The following is a 19,434-nucleotide window of genomic DNA, read 5'->3' on the forward strand; positions in this document are numbered from 1 at the left end:
ATTTCAGGGCTTCTGCTTTAAATTCTTGTGTGTGGACTTTGCGTATTTTATTTGCTTTCATGATTCACCTCGTTAAGTGATTTTACTCACTTAGCTCGGTGTCCAAAAGTACTGGTACAGATCACTTGAGTGAAGGGGACGAGATTAAGGTCAAGGTCGAACGTCAGGAACAGGACTTCGTGATTATCGAGATGGAAGCCGATCAACATAATCATTGATCATTCTTTAAACTATTTTAACTCTATTTTATAAATTGTTATTCACTTATAGAATATATAAATTCATGTACAACTAATCGGCGGAAGCAAATACGACCAGCTGAAGCCGACTAACCTGGTACGAATGTAGTAATATAGTTGACTATACAACTAGGCCGCCCGGAATGGATTTTGAAACTTTTACAGTTGTATAGAAAGCCTGTAATAGGGGCTTTAATAAGAAAAATCGGAAAAATCCGAAGTTGCATATACATCTTTATAACTGTTATCAATAACGTGTTCGATCATTTAATGTGCAATAAGCGGAGAACACGACAATGAATAAAATTTCAAAAATCTCCCTGGCCGTCAGTCTCGGTTTGTTACCAGCCCAGCAGTTATTAGCTCAGGACGAAAATCAGTCTACGGCTGAGCAAAGTTACGAGCGCATCGCAGTCACGGGTTCACGAGTTTTGCGCACTGAGGAAGAGAGCGCAGCGCCGGTGCAGGTCTTTACAGCGGAAGATATTGAGGCCACCGGCCTGACATCAATGGAACTTGTCCTGCAGCGTATGTCAGCGTCTGCTGGTTATGGTGGCAACCAGACCAGCGCCTATTGGAACAGTGGGGGCTGGGGAACGACCCAAGTCAATCTGCGCGGGCTTGGCGCTAACCGCACACTGGTTCTACTGAATGGCCGTCGGGTAGTTAACGGCGGTACTGGGGCGAATAGTTCAGTGGATTTGAACACTATTCCTCTGACCATGGTTGATCGCATTGAAGTGTTAAAAGACGGCGCATCAGCAATCTACGGCGCCGACGCGGTTGCGGGTGTAGTCAACGTGATTACCCGTAAAAGTTACGAAGGGTTCATGGCGGAGGCCCGGGTGGCTGGTAGTGACCGCGGTGACGGGGGCGAGCAACAGGTTAACATGATGTTCGGGAGCAGTTCTGACCGCGGCCGGATTGTTACCACGGCAAGTTACCGTAGCACTGAAGAAGTTAATATGGCTGACCGCGCTCCTTGCGCCCTCGCTGAAACTGTTCCAGGTGAACTGAATTGTGTGGGCAGCGCCTCGACGCCAGGTGGCAGGGCGGTAATTACCAGTGGCCCCAACCAGGGCAGCATGATTAACTTTAATCAACCGGGAGCCGAAGATCCTAGCGGCTATTTACCCTATGATCCGAGCCTTCACAATGTGAACTCATTCGCTACATTGAACGCAGTCAATCCAGTGACAACGCTAAGCTTCTCCAGCTTTGGTGATTATCGTTTGGGTCAAGAGACCACCGCCTTTGCCGAACTGCTTTATAACAATCGTCGCTCAAATCAGGTTGGGGCGCCCGGTACGTTGCGCGATATCGATTATGCTGCGGATCATCCACACAACCCGGTGGGCGAAGACATACGTATCGTGCAGCGCCGACTGGAAGAAGCTGGGCCACGTGGCTTCGAACAGGACATTAGTACGTTCCGTGTGGTAACCGGCTTTAACGGTCTGTGGAATAACAACTGGGCTTGGGAAGTGGCATATAACTTCGGTCGCACCAGTGGCACAGACGCCTCCACCAACGTTGTGAACCTCGAGCGCATGCAACGGACCATCAATCCGGACACCTGCGGCACCGGTGGAGTACCCTGTGCCGATTTGCTGGGCTACGGCAATGTGAGCCAGGAAGCTCTCGACTATATGCTGTTTCGTACGAGCAACGAAGGTGGTAACGAGCAACGCTCGATCACCGCGAACATTGCCGGTGACTTGTTTGAAACGGCCCGGGGTGTGATTCCTATCGCATTTGGCGTGGAAAGCCGCACTGAGCGTGGCTGGAGTGAGCCAGATTCATCGGTGGTTGCGGGCATTATGAACACTAACCGTCAAGAGCCTTTGCGTGGCCAGTATCAGGTTAATGAAGCCTACGTAGAAACTTCGATTCCACTTATCGATGGGCAGCGTTTCGCGGATTACGTGGCAGTAGATTTTGCGTATCGTTATTCAGACTATGACACTTTCGGCAGCGACGGAAATTATAAGCTTGGTCTGCATTGGAATGTCAATCAGGACCTTAAATTACGCGCGACACAGTCTACTGCATTCCGGGTGCCAAATATCCCTGAGTTGTTTGGTGGTATTGGGGAGGGTAATTTAACCACGACCGATCCGTGTTCTGGTTGGGACCAACTTGGCACGAATTCAACCGTGGCAGCTAACTGTCAGGCGGACGGAGTGCCAACAGGTTACACCCAGCTAGGCTCAAGTGTATTAACCCAAACCGGCGGTAACCCTGAGCTCCAGCCTGAAGATGCGAGTACCTTTACCGCTGGTATGGTGTGGGATGTTAATTTTGTCGAAGGGCTCCAGGTGACTCTGGATTACTTTGATATCAAAATTGAGAACGCCATTCGCGGAGTTGCAGGCTCCACTAAGCTGAATGCTTGTTATAACTCTGAAGACCTGTCGCATCCGTTCTGTAATGACGGTAGCTTTACTCGCGATCCGTTAACGGGGGCGATCGACTACTTATCTTCACAGGTCGCAAACGTAGCCACTGAGAATGTGTCGGGTGTTGACGCGTCTGTTCACTATCGTACCCAGCTTGTTGGCCTAAATACGTCCTTCAATCTGAATATGACTTATCTGGACAAGTACACGGTAGAACCCTTTGCTGGAGCTCAACCAATTGAGTATGCAGGCCATATCACTGGTGGTAGCGGTAGTTATGCCCGCTTACGCTCGGATGCATCGATAACCATGGGCACCGATACCTGGCAGGCGAACTACAACATTCGCATGATAGGTTCGGCGACGGACATCAATGCGTCACCCGGAGACATTGGAGCGCGAGCGCCGAATGTGTTCTATCACGATCTGCAGGGCGTATATTTCCTGACTGACAACTGGAGCATGACTGTAGGTGCGAACAACCTGTTTGATAAAAAAGCGCCTTATATCCAAAGCTGGACGGATGCGAATACAGACACCATGACCTACGACCTGATGGGCCGTAAATTGTACGCCAAGGTACGTTATGAGTTTTAACCAGTGTGGGCGGCCGATTGCAACGGTCGCCCTCTTCTTGAGGTAAATCTATGCAATATCAATCCTCTGTGTTTCGAACCTGGCATCGTTGGTTAGGGATTATTGTCGGCGTGCAGATGGTCATTTGGGCTATCTCTGGCGCTTACATGGTCATTGTTCAGCTGCCCTTTATTCACGGGGAGCATCTGACCGAGGAGGCGGATGGGGAAATTCTTGATTCGTCAATGGTGAACCGTTTGCCGGCAGTGCTCGACAGCTATCCACAGGCAACTCAGATCCATCTGGTAAATCGCCTTGTGAAGGGAGAGTTTCAGGACTTTGCGCAATTACATTCGGACACTGGTAAGTTTCTAGTCGATTTAAATACCTTAGCACTTGTTGAACTTACGGCAGACGATATTCGAGATCTGGCAGCAGCGTATTACGCCAAAGGCGAGCCGAACATTAGTGCTGTCGAGTACCTTGAAGACGTTGCCCCAAGCGAGCTCAATGAGCGCTTCTTACCTATCTGGAGGGTCGATTTTAAAGATTTTGGCAATACCAGTTTATATCTGCACCCGCAGACCGGTGAAATGACCGTCCGACGCCACGATTTCTGGCGTGGCTTCGACATTATGTGGATGTTCCATATTATGGATTACAAGGACCGTGTGGACATTACCACCTGGTGGTTGCGAGCCTTTATCTTTGCCACCTTTGCCTTTCTGTTTACTGGCACTGTGCTGCTATTACAAACCATTTGGGCGTCGCGGAGGAAACCAGTATGAAGTTTTTACAATGGTTACACCGCTGGACCGGATTAATCCTGTTGATTCAGCTCTTACTATGGACGGTCAGTGGTTTGTATTTCGCTCTGGTTGACCATCATGGCATGAGCGGTCGGCAACATTATCAACCGCTCCAGTCGGAACCGCTCAGCCAAACCCAGTTAACCAATATTTCAGCGAGCTGGTGGGATGATCTCAGTGGCGTGACTAAGGTGCATAGCTACACAACGCAAGGTCTGCCGCGGGTCGAAGTTCATCATCAGGACGGCATTCGTTATCTTGACGGTCGTGATGGTAGTGAGTGGCAAACAGATCAGGACTTTGCGCAACAAATTGCGCAGGCAAGTTATTCTGGCCCCGGCAGTATGGTCCGGGCGACGCCGATTGAGCGTACTCGCGAGTTACATGACTGGCGAGGACAAGGTTTTCGGATCGATTTTGACGATGATTTGAATACCCGGGTATATGTGGATAGAGCATCGGGCACCGTTATCGACCATAGAAATACGCCCTGGGTGGTTGCTGACTGGATGTTCCGACTTCATTTTATCGACTACACCGGTGGCCGGAATTTTAATAATCTGGTAGCGATTGCCTTCGCTGTGATGACCCTGTGGTTCGCGTTGTCCGGCTTTATCCTACTGGTTAAGTTACTGAATAGCGGTGAAATGCGCTTCACTTTACGTAAAGCGTCGCTGACCGCGAGTGTTGGTGAGCAACAATTTAAGTTCAACGATAAAGCCCATAAAACAGTGTTGCAGGTTCTGCAACATAACGACATAGCGGTGGCAAGCGGCTGTGGCGGTGGTGGTACGTGTGGCTTTTGTACGGTCAAAACGGCACCTGACACGCCAATTACGGTCAGTGACCGTGCCCAGTTGTCGCAAGCTCAGCTAGATGAAGGCTATCGTCTGGCTTGTCAACACAGCATTGAGACTCTGCACAAGGTTGAAGTGCCGGCAGTTGAGGCACGCAAGTATGCTTTACAGCTGATAAATTCGCGGTTTATTACCCCTATGCTCAAAGAGTTGCGTTTTGCTGTTATTGAGGGAGAAGGCGAAGTGGAATACGCTGCCGGCCAGTATCTGCAATTTTTGATTCCGGCAGGTGCAGGGCGGAGTCGTCCGGCCGACGTCCCTGAAGAATTTGCAGAGGAATGGCATGCGATTGAGGCAAGCGAGTTTAAACATGACTCGGTACGCCGCAGTTATTCCATGGCAACTGCCGCAGGCGGCAATGAACTGGTATTTACTGTGCGCTATCAACCACAGACACCAGGAGCGCCAGCTCCAGGTGTGGGGTCTTCGTATCTGTGCAACTTAAAGCCTGGTGAAACTATCGTTGCTGAAGGCCCGTTTGGCGACTTCCAACGCCTTGAAGGCGACGAGCGTAAGCTTTGCTTCATTGGTGGCGGAGCCGGTATGGCGCCATTGCGAGCGTTGATCCAGGAAGAACTGCAAAGCCAGCAGCCAAGGCCGATGCGGTTTTTCTACGGTGCGCGCAATCGTGGTGAGTTACTCTATACTGATGAGTTCGTTGCGCTCAACAATCTCAATAAGGTAAGTTTTACTGCAGTTCTTTCGGAGCCCCGGAAAACTTGTCAGTGGGGTGATGCTGAGGGCTTTGTGCACGAAGTTGCCAGAGCATGGCTTGAGCAGCAGGATATAAGCGAATACGATTTCTATATTTGTGGTCCGCCGCGCATGCTTGCCGCTACCTTAGCTATGCTTAAAGAGCTTAACGTAGACTCAGCGCGGGTTCGCTATGACGATTTTGGTAACTAAATGAGATAGCGAGTTCGCTCAACCCCTGCCTCTGGCAAGTAAGGCCAGACAAGGATCACTCAAGGAGCGCCCATGGCTGACAATAACCTAAGCACATGTAAACAGGTTAACGTCATGCTAGTGGGCGCTTTGTTGTTCCTGAATTGCGGATTTTCTGGGGTTGAAAGTGGCCATAACAAAAAGCCCCGTCACTTGCGTAACGGGGCTTTTCAGTATCTGGTGCGTCCTAGTAGATTCGAACTACCGACCTCTGCCATGTCAAGGCAGCGCTCTAACCAACTGAGCTAAGGACGCATGGTACGCGGCTTGTGCCTGCGAACGGCGCTAATAATAGAGAGTTGCTACTAAGGGTGCAAGTGTTTTTTGTCACGCCACCGACTGTTTGCACAAATCATGAGCGTATCGGCAAGTTCTGTCACACCTGCAACAACAAGCGGTTTCAACTAGGTTTAATTCGACTAAGCTAAGCGTAATGGATTTGATACCAAGGTATTGATGCGTAGGTTAAATGTAAACTGGAGCGGCTATGCAGTGCATTAGTGAAGATATGTCAGCGTTTATGGCTGAAGTGGTCAAGGAAGAACAGCAAAAGAAGCACAAAGGGGACACTGCAACCACGATGGATGTGGTTGACCTTGAGGACAAAGAACTGTTTGGCATCGCGGCGGTAGGCACCGATGGGCGTGTTGAGCAGGGCGCTGAGGCAGGGGCTAAGTTTCCACTGGAAAGTGTGTCTAAAGCACTTGGGCTTGCGCTTGCTTTGGAAGACGTCGGCGCCGACTATTTATTTAGGCACGTGGCATGTGAGCCGCGTGGCGATCAGTTCAATTCGGTGGCTGCGATTGAACAAGGTGAAAACGGGTTGCCGTCAAACCCGATGATTAACGCGGGGGCGATTGTATGTACCGCTCACATCAAAGGTAAAAACGGGGATGAGCGCTTCGCGCGGTTGCTGCAGTTCGTGCGCGACTTGGCTGACAATCAGGATATCGACTACAACAAAAAAATGGTGGAGGAAGAGGAAAAGGATGTTAATCGCTCAATTTTCTACTATTTGCGCGGGCAGGGGTTAGTGGTAGGGCGCGAAGAAGACAAACTAGTGCCGTATTTTAAACAAACGTCGATTGAAGTGACGTGTTTGGATTTAGCCCGTATTGCCGCGGTGTTTGCCAACGCGGGGCGTTGCTTAAAAACCGGCAAAGCACTCATCAGTGAAGAAACCGTGCGCATCGTGTTGACCTTAATGTTCACCACAGGGATGTACGAAGGTTCAGGGCGCTTTGCTGTGGATGTGGGCATACCTGCAAAAAGCGGTATTTCCGGCGCTATCATGGCGGTGGTGCCCGGTCGTATGGGCATCAGTACCATTGGTCCCGCACTTGATGAGCATGGCAATAGTATTGCTGGTGTTAATATGCTTAAAAAGGTCGCGCGGCGTTGGCATTTGGGCGCTTTTGACATGCAAAATGTGATTAACACCGCGAATAAATACCAGCACAAGAATTAAGCCTGCGCAACTGGGGTTAATTGCGCCCTGGCTGCATATTGCATTGCGCCAAGGCCGCTTGCCATAACCGTGCATGACGCAGCGTACGTAACGCTACATGATCGGCATGGCTGCCTTCGGCGATAAGCTCGTCAACATAGGCGTGCCAAGCGCCTTGCACACTGTAATCACGTAATTGCGCCAGCACGGGCGCGAGGTCACTATGGTACATCGACCAGCGCGCTAAGGCAGGCTGTATTTCTGCAGCAAAGATATTCATCATCACGTTATGCAAGTAGGTTGCGCGCTCTGGAATGGATGGTGGTCGGCAGCCAATTTTGTCGCCGGCGTCGGTCAAGGTGAGATTTAGCTGTTCGAGCCAGGCAGCGTTTTGCTGCATGGTACGCCAATAACGTGGGAGAAAGTCACTCTGCGCCAAATGCTGCATATGGTTATTGTATGGTGCTAGGTTGATCGCATCGGTATCGCCGTTAAGTGCTGACTCAAACAGCGTGGCAAAGTAACTTAATGCAGCAAGGGTGGCGTCATAGCCTGGTGCGTCGCCGACCACCAGCGTTCGGTTTGCAGCGCGCATGGCGTGACGAAATTCGTCGCTGCGCGTGAGCACCTGGTCGATATAAAGAGGTAAGGTCTGGCGTTTATGTGCCAAAGCTTCTGACAACAACTCGACCAAGCGGGGGTCTTCAGCGACTTGCGTGGCTAAACACTCTTCAATTGCTAGCATACTATCGAGTTCATAGCGTAGCCTTGCGCTGGTCGACTGCACATTACCCAGCGCGCTATTGCGCTGCGCGATAACTTGCCCAAGGCGGCAGCGGTCAAGGCGAAAACTATCCAGCAAGTTAATACTTAAGCGATCAATTTCGATGCGCATATCTCCACTGCGCGGCATAATTGGCATCGGCGTCGGACTGGGGGACGCGGTATCCTCGTTAAGTAAATGAGTTAGACGCCCCTGGTAGCGCTGCCAGTCGCTTTCTAACCCACCTCGATCGCTACAGGCGCTGAGCATACAGACCCCGATCAAACAGCCAAGCACTAAACGCGCCTTTTGCTTTTGCACGCGCACCAAAGCAAGTACACTTATGCCCTTGCACGTTCGCACCCGTTCATATAAATGACGCGTGCTTACCAAGATGTTGTCAAAGATGGGAGTTCGCATGTTCACCGGTATTGTTCAAACCCAAGCGTTGATTGACGCCATTGAAGATAAAAATACTGCGCAAGACCAGTTTCGTCATTTACGTCTAAAGGTCAAGCCAAGCTACCTACAAAACTTGGAAATTGGCGCGAGTATTGCGATTAATGGTTGTTGTTTAACCGTTGTCCAGTTCCATGAAGACAGTGAACATGGTTATGCCCACTTTGATGTCATTGATGAAACTTTGCGGCTTACTAACCTAGGTACGTTAAAAGTGGGCGATCAGGTTAATTTTGAGCGTTCATTAACCGTAGGGCGCGAACTCGGTGGGCATATTGTGTCCGGCCACATTCATTGCACGGGCACGATTAGCCAGCGCAATGATACCGAGCATAATTGCAGCATGCGGGTTGAAGTGCCCAGCCAATGGATGGAATACATATTAAGCAAAGGCTTTGTGGCGGTGGATGGCGCGAGTTTGACGGTTGGTGAAACCGATGCGCAAGGTTTTTGGTTGCACCTAATCCCAGAAACCTTACAGGCCACTACATTAGGCGCTATTCGCGAGGGTGGCCGGGTCAATATTGAAGCCGACCAACAAACTATTACGACCGTGGAAACGGTTAAACGCGTGCTGGCTGCACGTGCTTTAACTTAAGCGCTACGGCGCCCGATTAGTAATACTGCTCATCGTCGGCATCCACTTTAACATGCAGCCTGTCATCGCCGACTTCGCGATGCAGGCGCACATGAATGCTTTCACCACAAGCTGGGCATTCGTCCTGATAGTCCTGTTCTTCCACGCTGATATCTATGTCTAAATGAATGGTGTGCCCACACATGGGGCATTGGACTACGGTGTCTTTCACTTTGGCTTCGCTCATTGGTCACCCCAAACACGGTTATGCGTCATATTTTGAGTGTAGCAAAGCTGTCTGGTTTCGCGCGCTCGACTATTGAGCTCGTTTAACTTGGCATCAGCAGTAAGCCGATCCCGGCGAGGGCTAAACAGGTACCGAGTATGGCACGTAACGAAGTGGGCTTACCCTGTAAAGTATTGATAGCAATCATAAACAACGGAGCAGTGGCGAGCAACGTCTGGGCAATGCCTGGGGTCACATGGGCGATGGCTAATTGTTGCAGCCCGATGGCCAGAAAAGTGCCGAGAAAAATCGCTACCAGCAATGGGAGTAACCGGGTTTGCGCCAAGGCTTGGCGCGTACTTAAAAGTAGCTTGGGCGCAAAAACCAGTAGCCCTAAGGTTAATGCCACCGTACCGCCGCTTAAGCGTACTAGCGCAGCTTGCAGGGCGTTGATTTCAAACGCCTGCAAGGCATGAAACGCCATCACCAAATCGACCGCCTGACACCAGGCCGCTATAATCGCGAAGCCTACCCCTGAACGGCTTAACCGCGTGGTTTGTATTCGCTGGCGCTTTTCGGTCAAAACAAAGATGACGCCTGCTATGACGGTAAATGCCGCAATGATTTCAAGTAAAGAGAGGCGTTCTTTGAGCAACCACCAAGCTAAAATGGCTGCAAACGGTGGCGCTAAATATTCGAGCAAAATCGTATGCCAGGGGCCAAGACGGCGTAAGGCGGAAAAGTAGCAGGTGTCACCAATTGTGATCCCGATGACGCCGCTTAATAGCAGCAGCCAGAGTGCTGGCGATGCTGCGTCAAGGGCTAAACCGAAACCAAACATATAGATACATAGCGCTAGTAGGGGGCAAGCCACTAAGCCTTTAACTAAGTTCAGTTGTGCGGCGGATAAATGCAAGCTTGAGCGATTGTATAAAAGGGTAGCCAGTGCCCAGAATAGTGCTGCGCTAAGCGCTGCAAGTTGGCCAAGAATCACAGTCATAGGTGCTCGTTTCGTTGCGCTTCAGTGCCGCATTCGGTATAGTTCGGCGGCTAGTTTAACGCATTCAAATCATGAACTGAAAACAAAATACATGTGGCACTTGGTAGGTGTCACCACTGTGAAAAGGAACAAGCATGCCTGTAATTACTCTTCCCGATGGTAGTAAACGCGAATTTGATCGCCCAGTCTCAGTCCTCGATGTTGCTAATGACATTGGCCCTGGTTTAGCCAAAGCAACCGTCGCTGGTCGTGTCAACGGCACCTTGGTCGATGCAGTTGATGTGATTGAACACGACGCTCAGCTGGAAATTATTACCCCGAAAAACGACGAAGGCGTTGAAATTATTCGCCATTCTTGTGCGCATTTATTAGGGCATGCAATTAAGCAATTATGGCCGGACACCAAAATGGCGATCGGCCCGACCATTGACAATGGTTTCTACTACGACGTTGATATTGATCGTCCAATTAGCCAAGACGATCTGCAAGCCCTTGAAAAGCGCATGCAAGAGCTGATGAAAACTGAATACGACGTGGTAAAGAAGAAGGTTAGTTGGGCCGAAGCGCGCGAAACCTTTGTAGCACGCAATGAACCATACAAAGTTGAAATTTTAGATGAGAACGTGGCACGTGATGACCGCCCTGGTTTGTATCATCACGAAGAATATATTGATATGTGTCGTGGCCCGCACGTGCCAAATATGCGTTTCTGTAAACACTTTAAAATTATGAAAGTGGCAGGTGCATACTGGCGTGGCAACTCGGACAATAAAATGCTGCAACGCATTTACGGCACCGCTTGGGCGGATAAAAAAGAGCTTAATGCCTATTTGAAACGGTTGGAAGAAGCTGAAAAACGCGACCACCGTAAAATTGGTAAGACCCAAGACTTATTCCATTGGCAGGAAGAAGCGCCAGGTATGGTGTTTTGGCACCACAATGGCTGGACTATTTTTCAGGAACTGGAAAAGTTCATTCGCGAAAAGCTACGCGAGTTTGATTATGAAGAGGTCAAAGGCCCGTTCATGATGGACCGCGTGTTGTGGGAGAAATCAGGTCACTGGGAGAAATTCTCGGAGCTGATGTTTACCACGCATTCAGAATCGCGTGATTACGCGATTAAGCCAATGAACTGCCCAGGTCACGTGCAGATCTTTAATCAAGGGTTGAAGTCTTACCGTGATTTACCATTGCGGATGGCTGAATTTGGCTGTTGCCACCGTAATGAACCGTCAGGTGCATTACATGGCTTAATGCGCGTGCGTGGTTTTACGCAAGACGATGCGCATATTTTCTGTACTGAAGAGCAGGTACAAGAAGAAGTCGCAGGTTGTATCCGCATGGTATATGAAACGTACCAAGCGTTTGGCTTTGATAAAATTGATGTCAAATTATCTACGCGCCCTGAGCAACGTCTCGGCGACGATGCAATGTGGGATCGTTCAGAAGCTGCTTTGGCGCAAGCATTAAAGAGCCACGATATCGACTTTGAGTATTTGCCGGGTGAGGGCGCATTCTATGGCCCTAAGATTGAATTTACCTTATTCGATTGCTTAGGTCGTCACTGGCAATGCGGAACGATTCAGCTAGACTTTGCGTTACCAAATCGTTTGGGTGCAACGTACGTGGGCGAAGATAACGAGCGCCACGTTCCGGTGATGATCCACCGCGCTATCTTGGGTTCACTCGAGCGCTTCATGGGTATTTTGATTGAAGAATACGCAGGTTTGTTCCCAACTTGGCTAGCGCCAACTCAAGTCGTGCTCATGAATATCACCGATAAACAGGCTGATTATGTGACAAATGTCGCTTCAAAACTGAAAAAACAAGGTTTTAGAGTGACTGCTGACTTGAGAAATGAGAAGATAGGCTTTAAAATTCGCGAGCATACTTTACAGCGTGTACCTTATCTCGTTGTCGTTGGTGACAAAGAGGTTGAAAACGGCGAGTTAGCCGTTAGAACGCGCAAGGGTGATGACTTAGGTAAATTCTCATTTGAAGAATTTGCCAAGCACCTTAGCGACGATGTCGATACACGCAAATTATAATTCTGTTTGGAGGAATACAACATTAAAGGCGGAAAACGTGGCCAAAAGGCCGATAAAACCCGGATTAATGACGATATTGACGCATCAGAAGTGCGCCTGATTGGTTTAGAAGGCGAGCAAATCGGTGTTGTCAGCTTAAGTGAAGCACTGGACGCAGCATCTGTTGCTGGCGTTGATCTTGTGGAAATCAGCCCTAATGCTGAGCCGCCTGTGTGTCGTGTAATGGATTACGGCAAGTTTCTCTACGAAAAGAGTAAACAGCAGAAAGAACAGAAGAAAAAGCAAAAACAGATTCAGGTTAAGGAAGTTAAATTCCGTCCTGGAACTGATGAAGGCGATTACCAGGTCAAACTGCGCAACCTGCGTCGCTTTCTTGAGGGCGGTGACAAAGCTAAAGTCACCATCCGTTTCCGTGGCCGGGAAATGGCACACCAGGAGTTGGGTATTGAGCTTTTAGAGCGCATTAAAAATGACCTCGAAGAAGTATCAACCTGCGAATCCTTCCCTCGTCGGGCCGAAGGTCGCCAAATGATTATGGTTTTGGCACCCTCTAAGTCGTGATTGTGGTTTACAAGTAAACGCGACTTCTGGCAACAGAAGCCGCGTTTCACCCTGTCACATTTTAATTACACTGGCATCGCCAGTTTTACAATGCGGAGTTTTAGCAATGCCTAAAATGAAATCTGTAAAGAGCGCTTCTAAGCGTTTCAAGAAAACTGCTTCAGGCGGTTACAAGTGCAAGCAGTCTCACCTGCGTCACATTTTGACTAAGAAGTCGACTAAGCGTAAGCGTCATTTACGTGCCAAAACTATGGTACACCAGAATGACAAAGCATTAGTTGACCGTATGTTACCGTACGCATAAGTCATAGACGTTAGGAGAGATAGAGCATGGCACGAGTAAAACGTGGTGTGGTCGCGCGTGCGCGTCACAAGAAAGTACTGAAGCAAGCGAAAGGTTATTACGGTGCACGTAGTCGTGTTTATCGTGTAGCGAAACAAGCTGTCACGAAAGCAGGTCAATACGCATACCGTGACCGTCGTGCGAAGAAGCGCACATTCCGCCAATTGTGGATTGTTCGTATCAACGCTGCGGCGCGTCAAAGTGGTTTATCTTACAGCCGTTTTATCAACGGTCTGAAGAAAGCTTCTGTCGAGATCGATCGCAAAATCTTAGCTGATATCGCGGTTCACGACCAGGCAGGTTTTGCTGCTCTGGTAGAGAAAGCAAAAGAAGGTCTGGCGTAAGTCAGTCACTCTCGCGAGTAAGTAAGATTAGAGAAGGGGCCTTATAAGGCCCTTTTTTCTTGTTTTTTATATAGGGTCGGCAATACATTGCCTGCTGGTAAGTGGTATCAGGCAAAGACTGAATTAATATGCCCATACCACAGAGCGCCATCAGCAAAAGCTTCGCGAACGCCAGGGTGTTGCTGTTGCTTGATATACTGTGTACGCTCCGTTTCAAACCATTCTGGTACATTTTGCGCCGATGCGACAATATCGTAAGCGTTAAACGAATAGCTTATCCCGGACAGGTCACCCCCCTGACTATTTCCCCATTTAAAGGCTTCGTTAAATACTTCAAAGGCTTTTTCATAAGCAGCATCGTCCAGCTCCAGCCCTTTAGCTTCCCATTGTTCGATGTTATCTTTCCCCAGCACACTAGCACCTAACATCTTCATCATAGCGACCCCGGATAATATCTCTGGAGTGTCACCTGATTTTGCTGTGTTTTTTGCGGGCTCTGTTTGTTTTGCTTCTTGAACTGGTGAGGTTTGAGAGGGAGTATAAGTCTGGCTGACAGAAGACGAAATATTCATATTTTGCACCTTTCAATTTATCTTAAGAACTCTTTTCAATATGCAAATAAAATGCCAACCTTGGATTTCATGCTCAAGGCTGGCTTCATTATTACTGGTAAAGAACGGTTACGCTTACTCCTCCAAAAAATGGTCCCTGATATATCATCACTCTTGGTTGTTGATTTACGATGTATACAAAACCGATAGAGTAGCTAGCGGGGTACTCTTGTGAAGGGACGGATAGAGTTCCGCTTGAAGAATTTGTAACATCAGCAGAACCAACAACTTGCCCATCTGGAGCTACAATAGCTAAATATACTTCTACGTTGTTCCAGCCATTAAAAGTTCCAGACCAGCTGTAGTTGATGCTTGTCATATAACCAGAAGCAAAGGCGGTACTCAAAAGTTGGCTTTGATAATACTGATCTTGCCACTCTAATTGACCAGGTCCCGAGCCACTGTCAAACCAGCTACTTTGAAGTACTTCAGTTTTTTTATCTGTTTCATCTAATCCTTCCCATAAAAGAGCTGGTAGGCCTAATTCCTTAGGAGTTTTGATATCAGCATATTCTTCAGATGAAGAAGCTGGGAAAGCAATTAATGTTAAGATGAAAGTAATGTAAATAAAAAGTTGATTTAACGTTTTCATAATATTCTCCATTTTATCTTAATATATTCGATCTATATTAACAATATGCCGCCATAGATCAAGTTTATGTTAATAAAATGTTTTTAAATATAGCTTGTATAATTCTTAGTACCTTTATAGATATGATTAGCAAATTATCTGGCTTGTACTGGTCGCTGACTCACTTTTTTCTTGCAGGGTCGGCAATACATTGCCTGCTGGTAAGTGGTATCAGGCAAAGACTGAATTAATATGCCCATACCACAAAGCGCCATCTGCAAAAGCTTCGCGAACGGCAGGGTGTTGATGCTGATCGATGTACTGCGCACGTTCCGCTTCAAACCATGCAGGCACTTCCTGAGCGGATGCGACAATATCATGTGCGTTAAACGAATGGCTTATGCTGGAAAGCCCACTTCCCTGAGATTGCCCCCATTTAAAGGCTTCATTAAATGCTTCATAGGCTTTTTCATACACCGCATCGTCCAGCTCCAGGCCTTCGGCTTCCCACCGCTCGATGTTTCCTTTTCCTAAGACCAGACTACCAAGCTTCTTTATTGTCTCGAGACTGGCTTCTGGAGGAGCGTCTGACTTGGTTGTATTCTCTGAAGGCATAGTCTGCTTGACACTCTTAACCGATGATATGTGAGACAGAGCATAAGTTTGGTTGGCAGAAAACGAAACGTCCATAATTTTGCATCATTAGTTTGTTTGTAGAGATTTATATTGTTGCAAATAAGATGCCAGCCTTGATTGTTGCAAATAAGATGCCAGCCTTGGTTTTTTATTTCCGAGGCTGGCTTGATTTTATTGCTTGGTTTGTACTGGTTAATGTCTCCCTTTTCTGTGCACTTTCAGGTATCATTGCGGCTTTCATTATATGCGCAGAATCCACATTGATCGCGGCGCGTCAGCTGCCGGTTGAAATGCAAAAGTTTTGAGGGGAATCATGCAGTTAGACGAGATATTGGCGCAAGCCAAAACAGCGGTTTCTGGGGCCAATTCGCCCGCCGAATTAGACGAAGTACGCGTCAATTACATGGGCAAAAAAGGTTTATTAACAGAGCAGCTTAAACAGCTGGGTAAGCTATCTCCCGAAGAGCGGCCCAAAGCAGGGCAGTTAATTAACCAAGCCAAGCAAGAGCTTCAGCAAGTGTTGAACGCCCGCAATGACGAGCTTAAACAAGCTGAGATGAACGCTAAACTAGCCGCTGAGCAAATTGATGTGACCTTGCCCGGTCGGCGCAGTGAGCGCGGTGGCATGCACCCGGTGACACGCACCATTCAGCGCATTGAAGATTACTTCGGACAACTGGGCTTTAGTGTCAAAGAAGGTCCTGAAGTCGAAGACGACTTCCATAACTTTGACGCTTTGAATATCCCTGCGCAGCATCCAGCGCGAGCTGATCACGATACCTTCTACTTTACCCCAAGTACGATGTTACGCACGCAGACTTCAGGTGTGCAAATTCGTACTATGGAAGTTGAACAGCCGCCGATTCGAATCATCTCGCCAGGCCGAGTGTATCGAAATGACTACGACCAAACGCACACGCCGATGTTTCATCAGGTTGAAGGCTTGATGGTAGATACCGATGTCAGCTTTGCGGAGTTAAAAGGCATCTTGCATGACTTCCTGCATCATTACTTCGAAGAAGACTTAGAAATTCGTTTTAGACCATCGTATTTCCCATTTACCGAGCCTTCTGCAGAAGTGGACGTGCGTCGTAAGGGCGGTGATTGGTTAGAGGTTCTTGGCTGTGGCATGGTTCACCCCAATGTATTAAAAGCAGTAGGCATCGATAGCGAAAAATACACCGGCTTTGCTTTCGGTATGGGCGTTGAACGTCTTACTATGTTGCGTTATGGCGTGAATGATTTACGCGCGTTTTTTGAAAACGATCTTCGTTTCCTCGAGCAGTTTAAATAAGGAGCCCACCCATGAAATTCTCAGAGCAGTGGTTACGTGAATGGGTGAGCCCAGAGCTTACCAGTGAACAATTGGCCGAGCAGTTAAGTATGGCCGGTTTGGAAGTCGACGGTATAGAACCTGTTGCAGCAAAGTTCAACAACGTGTTTGTCGGCGAAGTTGTCGAGTGTGGCCCGCACCCGGATGCCGACAAACTGCAAGTAACCAAGGTAAGTGTGGGTGGAGACGAGCTACTCGATATCGTATGTGGCGCACCGAATTGTCGGCAAGGCCTTAAAGTTGTTGTCGCAACCGTAGGCGCGACTTTGCCTGGTGATTTTAAAATTAAGAAAGCCAAGCTGCGTGGTCAGCCATCCCACGGCATGTTGTGTTCAAGTAAAGAGCTTGGCTTAGATGACGATCACGGCGGTATTATTGAGCTGCCAGCCGATGCACCCGTGGGTAAAGATTACCGCGATTGGCTTGGTCTTGATGACGTGACTTTAGACGTCGACCTGACGCCTAACCGCGCTGATTGTCTTGGTATCAAAGGCATTGCGCGTGAAGTAGGGGTTTTGAACAATTTAGATGTCGAGCACTTGAGCGTAACCCCTGTGGCGGCAACGATCGAGGACGCGGTCAAGATTGAATTACAAGCTCCAGCTGCGTGCCCTCGTTATTTAGGTCGCGTCATTAAAGGGCTTGATCTGAGCCAACCAACACCGCTTTGGATGCAGGAACGCTTGCGTCGCAGTGGTGTGCGCTCAATCGATGCGGTGGTCGATGTGACCAACTATGTATTGCTTGAACTAGGTCACCCGATGCATGCATTTGATTTAAATGCGATAGAAGGTGATATTGAGGTGCGCATGGCACAGCCAGGCGAGACGCTGACGTTATTAGATGGGCAGGAAGTCAGCTTACAAGACGATGTACTGGTGATTGCCGATAGCCAGAAAGCGTTAGCGATGGCCGGTATTTTCGGCGGTCAACAAAGTGGCGTGACGGCTCAGACTCAAGACATCCTATTAGAAAGTGCATTTTTTGCGCCTCAAGCCATTATGGGGCGCGCCCGTCGTTTTGGTCTGCACACCGATGCTTCACATCGCTATGAGCGCGGTGTTGACCCTGAACTTCAGCGCACAGCGATGGAGCGGGCCACCCAGCTACTATTGGAGATTTGTGGCGGTCAGGCAGGGCCTGTGCGCGAGTCAGTGGCGAAGAACCATCTGCCACAAGCAGCCAGCGTAGCGTTGCGCCGCGAGCGTTTGGCACGCTTGCTAGGCGTGAAAGTAGCAGATAGCCAAGTGACTGAAATTCTGAATCGTTTAGGCTTTAGCGTGCAGCAAACAAGTGCTGGCTGGCACGTTGAAGTACCGACGTATCGTTTTGATATTGCGATTGAAGAAGATTTAATTGAAGAAGTTGCGCGGGTGTATGGTTACAACAATATCCCCTCGGTCGCACCACGGGCTGAGTTGCGCATGAGCAGACGCCAGGAGTCTGACTTAAGCTTGCGTACAGTGAAGCAGAGTTTGCAGTCTTTAGGTTATCAGGAAGCTATCACTTACAGCTTTGTTGACCCGAAACACCAAGCTGCACTATTTCCAGAGCAAGCTGCACTGACTTTGCCACATCCAATTTCGGTGGAAATGTCGTCAATGCGCTTAAGCCTATGGCCAGGTTTGTTAAGCGCGGTTGGTTATAACCAGAAGCGCCAGCGCACGAGTGTACGGCTGTTTGAAACGGGCTTGCGCTTTGTCCCTGATAGTCAGGCTGAAAATGGCGTACGTCAGGAAGCGATGTTGGCTGGCGTGATAGTGGGTAATGTACAAGGCGAACATTGGTCTGACGGCGAACAAGCGGTTGATTTTTATGATCTTAAAGGTCATGTTGAAAATATCTTAGGGTTAACTGGGCACGCCCAGCAGTTCCGCTTTGTAGCGCACCAGCACAGTGCTTTACATCCGGGCCAAAGTGCTGCTGTGTATCAGGGAGAAAAGTTTGTTGGTACCTTGGGTGCAGTGCATCCTCAGTTCAGCAAGACCTTCGGTTTAAAAGGTCGCGTATTTGTATTTGAGCTGGCGTTATCGGCATTGTTGCAGCGCTCGCTGCCGCAAGCGACTAAGGTATCGCGCTATCCATCTATTCGCCGCGACTTGGCTGTGCTGGTGGATGAAACCACGCCAGCTGGCGAAATCCTTGTTGTTATTGAGAAATTTGGCGAAAACCGATTAATTGACCTAAACTTGTTTGACGTATACCAAGGGCAAAATACGCCAGCTGGTAAGAAGAGCTTGGCGCTGTCAATGATATTGCAAGATATCGAACGCACCCTTGAAGAAAACGAAGTGAACGAGTTTGTCGACGGCGTGGTCGAATTACTCAAAAGTGAATTCGATGCGGTACTAAGGGATGGCTAAATATTATGGCACTGACAAAAGCTGAAATAGCTGAGCACTTGTTTGAGAAGAATGGTTTAAACAAAAAAGACGCCAAGGATATGGTGGAGCTCTTTTTCGAGGAAATTCGTTCGGCGCTTGAAAATGGCGAGCAGGTTAAGTTATCAGGTTTTGGTAACTTTGAGCTTCGCGATAAGTCAGAGAGACCGGGAAGGAATCCGAAGACGGGAGAGGATATCCCAATTTCAGCGCGTCGAGTGGTGACATTCCGGCCTGGGCAAAAGCTTAAGGTAAGAGTTGAAGACGCTAAATCTTGAGTAGGCTCCCAGACAATAAAAAAGCACGCAA

The 19,434-nt window shown here is 48.7% G+C and carries 19 protein-coding genes and 1 tRNA gene; 13 read left to right on the forward strand and 7 right to left on the reverse strand.

The window, feature by feature from the left end; all coding sequences use genetic code 11:
- Window positions 1–535: 535 nt before the first annotated feature.
- From CWE07_RS05535 to CWE07_RS05545, 3 genes are read left to right on the forward strand one after another with little or no spacing between them, the layout of a single operon-like run.
- Complete coding sequence (locus CWE07_RS05535) at window positions 536–3,235, forward strand: TonB-dependent receptor domain-containing protein (protein WP_111568898.1); 2,700 nt, start codon at window positions 536–538, stop codon at window positions 3,233–3,235.
- A 50-nt stretch (window positions 3,236–3,285) separates the two neighbouring features.
- Complete coding sequence (locus CWE07_RS05540; RefSeq protein ID WP_111568899.1) at window positions 3,286–4,002, forward strand: PepSY domain-containing protein; 717 nt, start codon at window positions 3,286–3,288, stop codon at window positions 4,000–4,002.
- Window positions 3,999–5,786, forward strand: a complete 1,788-nt coding sequence (locus CWE07_RS05545) for a 2Fe-2S iron-sulfur cluster-binding protein (RefSeq protein WP_111568900.1) — start codon at window positions 3,999–4,001, stop codon at window positions 5,784–5,786. Before CWE07_RS05540 ends, CWE07_RS05545 begins: the two co-directional genes overlap by 4 nt.
- 217 nt (window positions 5,787–6,003) lie before the next feature.
- Here CWE07_RS05545 and CWE07_RS05550 read toward each other — a convergent pair.
- Window positions 6,004–6,080 (reverse strand) — tRNA-Val (locus tag CWE07_RS05550).
- A 232-nt stretch (window positions 6,081–6,312) separates the two neighbouring features.
- Here CWE07_RS05550 and glsA point away from each other — a divergent pair.
- Entirely contained in the window at window positions 6,313–7,293 is a 981-nt protein-coding gene (gene glsA / locus CWE07_RS05555) for a glutaminase A (protein WP_111568901.1), read from the forward strand.
- Window positions 7,294–7,309: 16 nt separating this feature from the next.
- Here glsA and CWE07_RS05560 read toward each other — a convergent pair whose 3' ends face one another.
- Window positions 7,310–8,356, reverse strand: a complete 1,047-nt coding sequence (locus CWE07_RS05560; protein ID WP_157983228.1) for a DUF3080 family protein — start codon at window positions 8,354–8,356, stop codon at window positions 7,310–7,312.
- Between the two features lie 97 nt (window positions 8,357–8,453).
- Here CWE07_RS05560 and CWE07_RS05565 point away from each other — a divergent pair, with 97 nt between their 5' ends.
- Window positions 8,454–9,092: a riboflavin synthase subunit alpha gene (locus tag CWE07_RS05565; protein ID WP_111568903.1), complete on the forward strand. Its 639-nt coding sequence runs from the start codon at window positions 8,454–8,456 to the stop codon at window positions 9,090–9,092.
- Between the two features lie 16 nt (window positions 9,093–9,108).
- On the opposite strand, the gene CWE07_RS05570 is transcribed toward CWE07_RS05565, so the two are convergent.
- Together CWE07_RS05570 and CWE07_RS05575 are read right to left on the reverse strand one after the other, a co-directional pair.
- Window positions 9,109–9,318: a zinc ribbon domain-containing protein gene (locus CWE07_RS05570; RefSeq protein WP_111568904.1), complete on the reverse strand. Its 210-nt coding sequence runs from the start codon at window positions 9,316–9,318 to the stop codon at window positions 9,109–9,111.
- Window positions 9,319–9,400: 82 nt separating this feature from the next.
- Window positions 9,401–10,297, reverse strand: coding sequence for a DMT family transporter (locus tag CWE07_RS05575; RefSeq protein WP_111568905.1), 897 nt, complete (start codon window positions 10,295–10,297; stop codon window positions 9,401–9,403).
- Between the two features lie 134 nt (window positions 10,298–10,431).
- On the opposite strand from CWE07_RS05575, the gene thrS reads away from it, so the two are divergent.
- The 4 genes from thrS to rplT all read left to right on the forward strand — a co-directional run bounded on the left by thrS (window position 10,432) and on the right by rplT (window position 13,593).
- On the forward strand, window positions 10,432–12,345 hold the full coding sequence (gene thrS, locus CWE07_RS05580) for a threonine--tRNA ligase (RefSeq protein WP_111568906.1): 1,914 nt from the start codon (window positions 10,432–10,434) through the stop codon (window positions 12,343–12,345).
- A gap of 6 nt (window positions 12,346–12,351) precedes the next feature.
- The gene (gene infC, locus CWE07_RS05585; protein WP_181452255.1) at window positions 12,352–12,906 is read left to right on the forward strand and encodes a translation initiation factor IF-3; all 555 of its coding nucleotides are present in this window, start codon (window positions 12,352–12,354) and stop codon (window positions 12,904–12,906) included.
- Window positions 12,907–13,012: 106 nt separating this feature from the next.
- On the forward strand, window positions 13,013–13,210 hold the full coding sequence (gene rpmI / locus CWE07_RS05590; RefSeq protein WP_111568907.1) for a 50S ribosomal protein L35: 198 nt from the start codon (window positions 13,013–13,015) through the stop codon (window positions 13,208–13,210).
- Window positions 13,211–13,236: 26 nt separating this feature from the next.
- On the forward strand, window positions 13,237–13,593 hold the full coding sequence (rplT, locus tag CWE07_RS05595; protein WP_111568908.1) for a 50S ribosomal protein L20: 357 nt from the start codon (window positions 13,237–13,239) through the stop codon (window positions 13,591–13,593).
- Window positions 13,594–13,700: 107 nt separating this feature from the next.
- Here rplT and CWE07_RS05600 read toward each other — a convergent pair whose 3' ends face one another.
- The 3 genes from CWE07_RS05600 to CWE07_RS05610 form a co-directional block, all read right to left on the reverse strand.
- Entirely contained in the window at window positions 13,701–14,165 is a 465-nt protein-coding gene (locus tag CWE07_RS05600) for a hypothetical protein (protein WP_111568909.1), read from the reverse strand.
- Window positions 14,166–14,256: 91 nt separating this feature from the next.
- Window positions 14,257–14,796 (reverse strand): hypothetical protein, encoded by a 540-nt coding sequence (locus tag CWE07_RS05605; RefSeq protein WP_111568910.1) that lies wholly within the window; start codon window positions 14,794–14,796, stop codon window positions 14,257–14,259.
- A 210-nt stretch (window positions 14,797–15,006) separates the two neighbouring features.
- Entirely contained in the window at window positions 15,007–15,465 is a 459-nt protein-coding gene (locus CWE07_RS05610) for a hypothetical protein (RefSeq protein WP_111568911.1), read from the reverse strand.
- Window positions 15,466–15,482: 17 nt separating this feature from the next.
- On the opposite strand from CWE07_RS05610, the gene CWE07_RS05615 reads away from it, so the two are divergent.
- The 4 genes from CWE07_RS05615 to ihfA are packed head-to-tail and all read left to right on the forward strand — an operon-like array spanning window position 15,483 to window position 19,403.
- Window positions 15,483–15,716: a hypothetical protein gene (locus CWE07_RS05615; protein WP_126818980.1), complete on the forward strand. Its 234-nt coding sequence runs from the start codon at window positions 15,483–15,485 to the stop codon at window positions 15,714–15,716.
- An 8-nt stretch (window positions 15,717–15,724) separates the two neighbouring features.
- Entirely contained in the window at window positions 15,725–16,705 is a 981-nt protein-coding gene (gene pheS, locus CWE07_RS05620; protein ID WP_111568913.1) for a phenylalanine--tRNA ligase subunit alpha, read from the forward strand.
- An 11-nt stretch (window positions 16,706–16,716) separates the two neighbouring features.
- The gene (gene pheT / locus CWE07_RS05625; protein WP_111568914.1) at window positions 16,717–19,107 is read left to right on the forward strand and encodes a phenylalanine--tRNA ligase subunit beta; all 2,391 of its coding nucleotides are present in this window, start codon (window positions 16,717–16,719) and stop codon (window positions 19,105–19,107) included.
- A gap of 5 nt (window positions 19,108–19,112) precedes the next feature.
- Entirely contained in the window at window positions 19,113–19,403 is a 291-nt protein-coding gene (gene ihfA / locus CWE07_RS05630) for an integration host factor subunit alpha (RefSeq protein WP_111568915.1), read from the forward strand.
- Window positions 19,404–19,434: the final 31 nt, after the last annotated feature.

It is taken from the genome of Aliidiomarina maris (assembly GCF_003987335.1).
Classification (GTDB): Bacteria; Pseudomonadota; Gammaproteobacteria; order Enterobacterales; family Alteromonadaceae; genus Aliidiomarina; species Aliidiomarina maris.

Bases quoted from the DNA above. Each gene is read 5' to 3' on its own strand.
- CWE07_RS05535 (WP_111568898.1), top strand. From the start codon at position 536: ATGAATAAAATTTCAAAAATCTCCCTGGCCGTCAGTCTCGGTTTGTTA.
- CWE07_RS05540 (WP_111568899.1), top strand. From the start codon at position 3,286: ATGCAATATCAATCCTCTGTGTTTCGAACCTGGCATCGTTGGTTAGGG.
- CWE07_RS05545 (WP_111568900.1), top strand. From the start codon at position 3,999: ATGAAGTTTTTACAATGGTTACACCGCTGGACCGGATTAATCCTGTTG.
- glsA (WP_111568901.1), top strand. From the start codon at position 6,313: ATGCAGTGCATTAGTGAAGATATGTCAGCGTTTATGGCTGAAGTGGTC.
- CWE07_RS05565 (WP_111568903.1), top strand. From the start codon at position 8,454: ATGTTCACCGGTATTGTTCAAACCCAAGCGTTGATTGACGCCATTGAA.
- CWE07_RS05570 (WP_111568904.1), bottom strand. From the start codon at position 9,318: ATGAGCGAAGCCAAAGTGAAAGACACCGTAGTCCAATGCCCCATGTGT.
- CWE07_RS05575 (WP_111568905.1), bottom strand. From the start codon at position 10,297: ATGACTGTGATTCTTGGCCAACTTGCAGCGCTTAGCGCAGCACTATTC.
- thrS (WP_111568906.1), top strand. From the start codon at position 10,432: ATGCCTGTAATTACTCTTCCCGATGGTAGTAAACGCGAATTTGATCGC.
- rpmI (WP_111568907.1), top strand. From the start codon at position 13,013: ATGCCTAAAATGAAATCTGTAAAGAGCGCTTCTAAGCGTTTCAAGAAA.
- rplT (WP_111568908.1), top strand. From the start codon at position 13,237: ATGGCACGAGTAAAACGTGGTGTGGTCGCGCGTGCGCGTCACAAGAAA.
- CWE07_RS05600 (WP_111568909.1), bottom strand. From the start codon at position 14,165: ATGAATATTTCGTCTTCTGTCAGCCAGACTTATACTCCCTCTCAAACC.
- CWE07_RS05605 (WP_111568910.1), bottom strand. From the start codon at position 14,796: ATGAAAACGTTAAATCAACTTTTTATTTACATTACTTTCATCTTAACA.
- CWE07_RS05610 (WP_111568911.1), bottom strand. From the start codon at position 15,465: ATGGACGTTTCGTTTTCTGCCAACCAAACTTATGCTCTGTCTCACATA.
- pheS (WP_111568913.1), top strand. From the start codon at position 15,725: ATGCAGTTAGACGAGATATTGGCGCAAGCCAAAACAGCGGTTTCTGGG.
- pheT (WP_111568914.1), top strand. From the start codon at position 16,717: ATGAAATTCTCAGAGCAGTGGTTACGTGAATGGGTGAGCCCAGAGCTT.
- ihfA (WP_111568915.1), top strand. From the start codon at position 19,113: ATGGCACTGACAAAAGCTGAAATAGCTGAGCACTTGTTTGAGAAGAAT.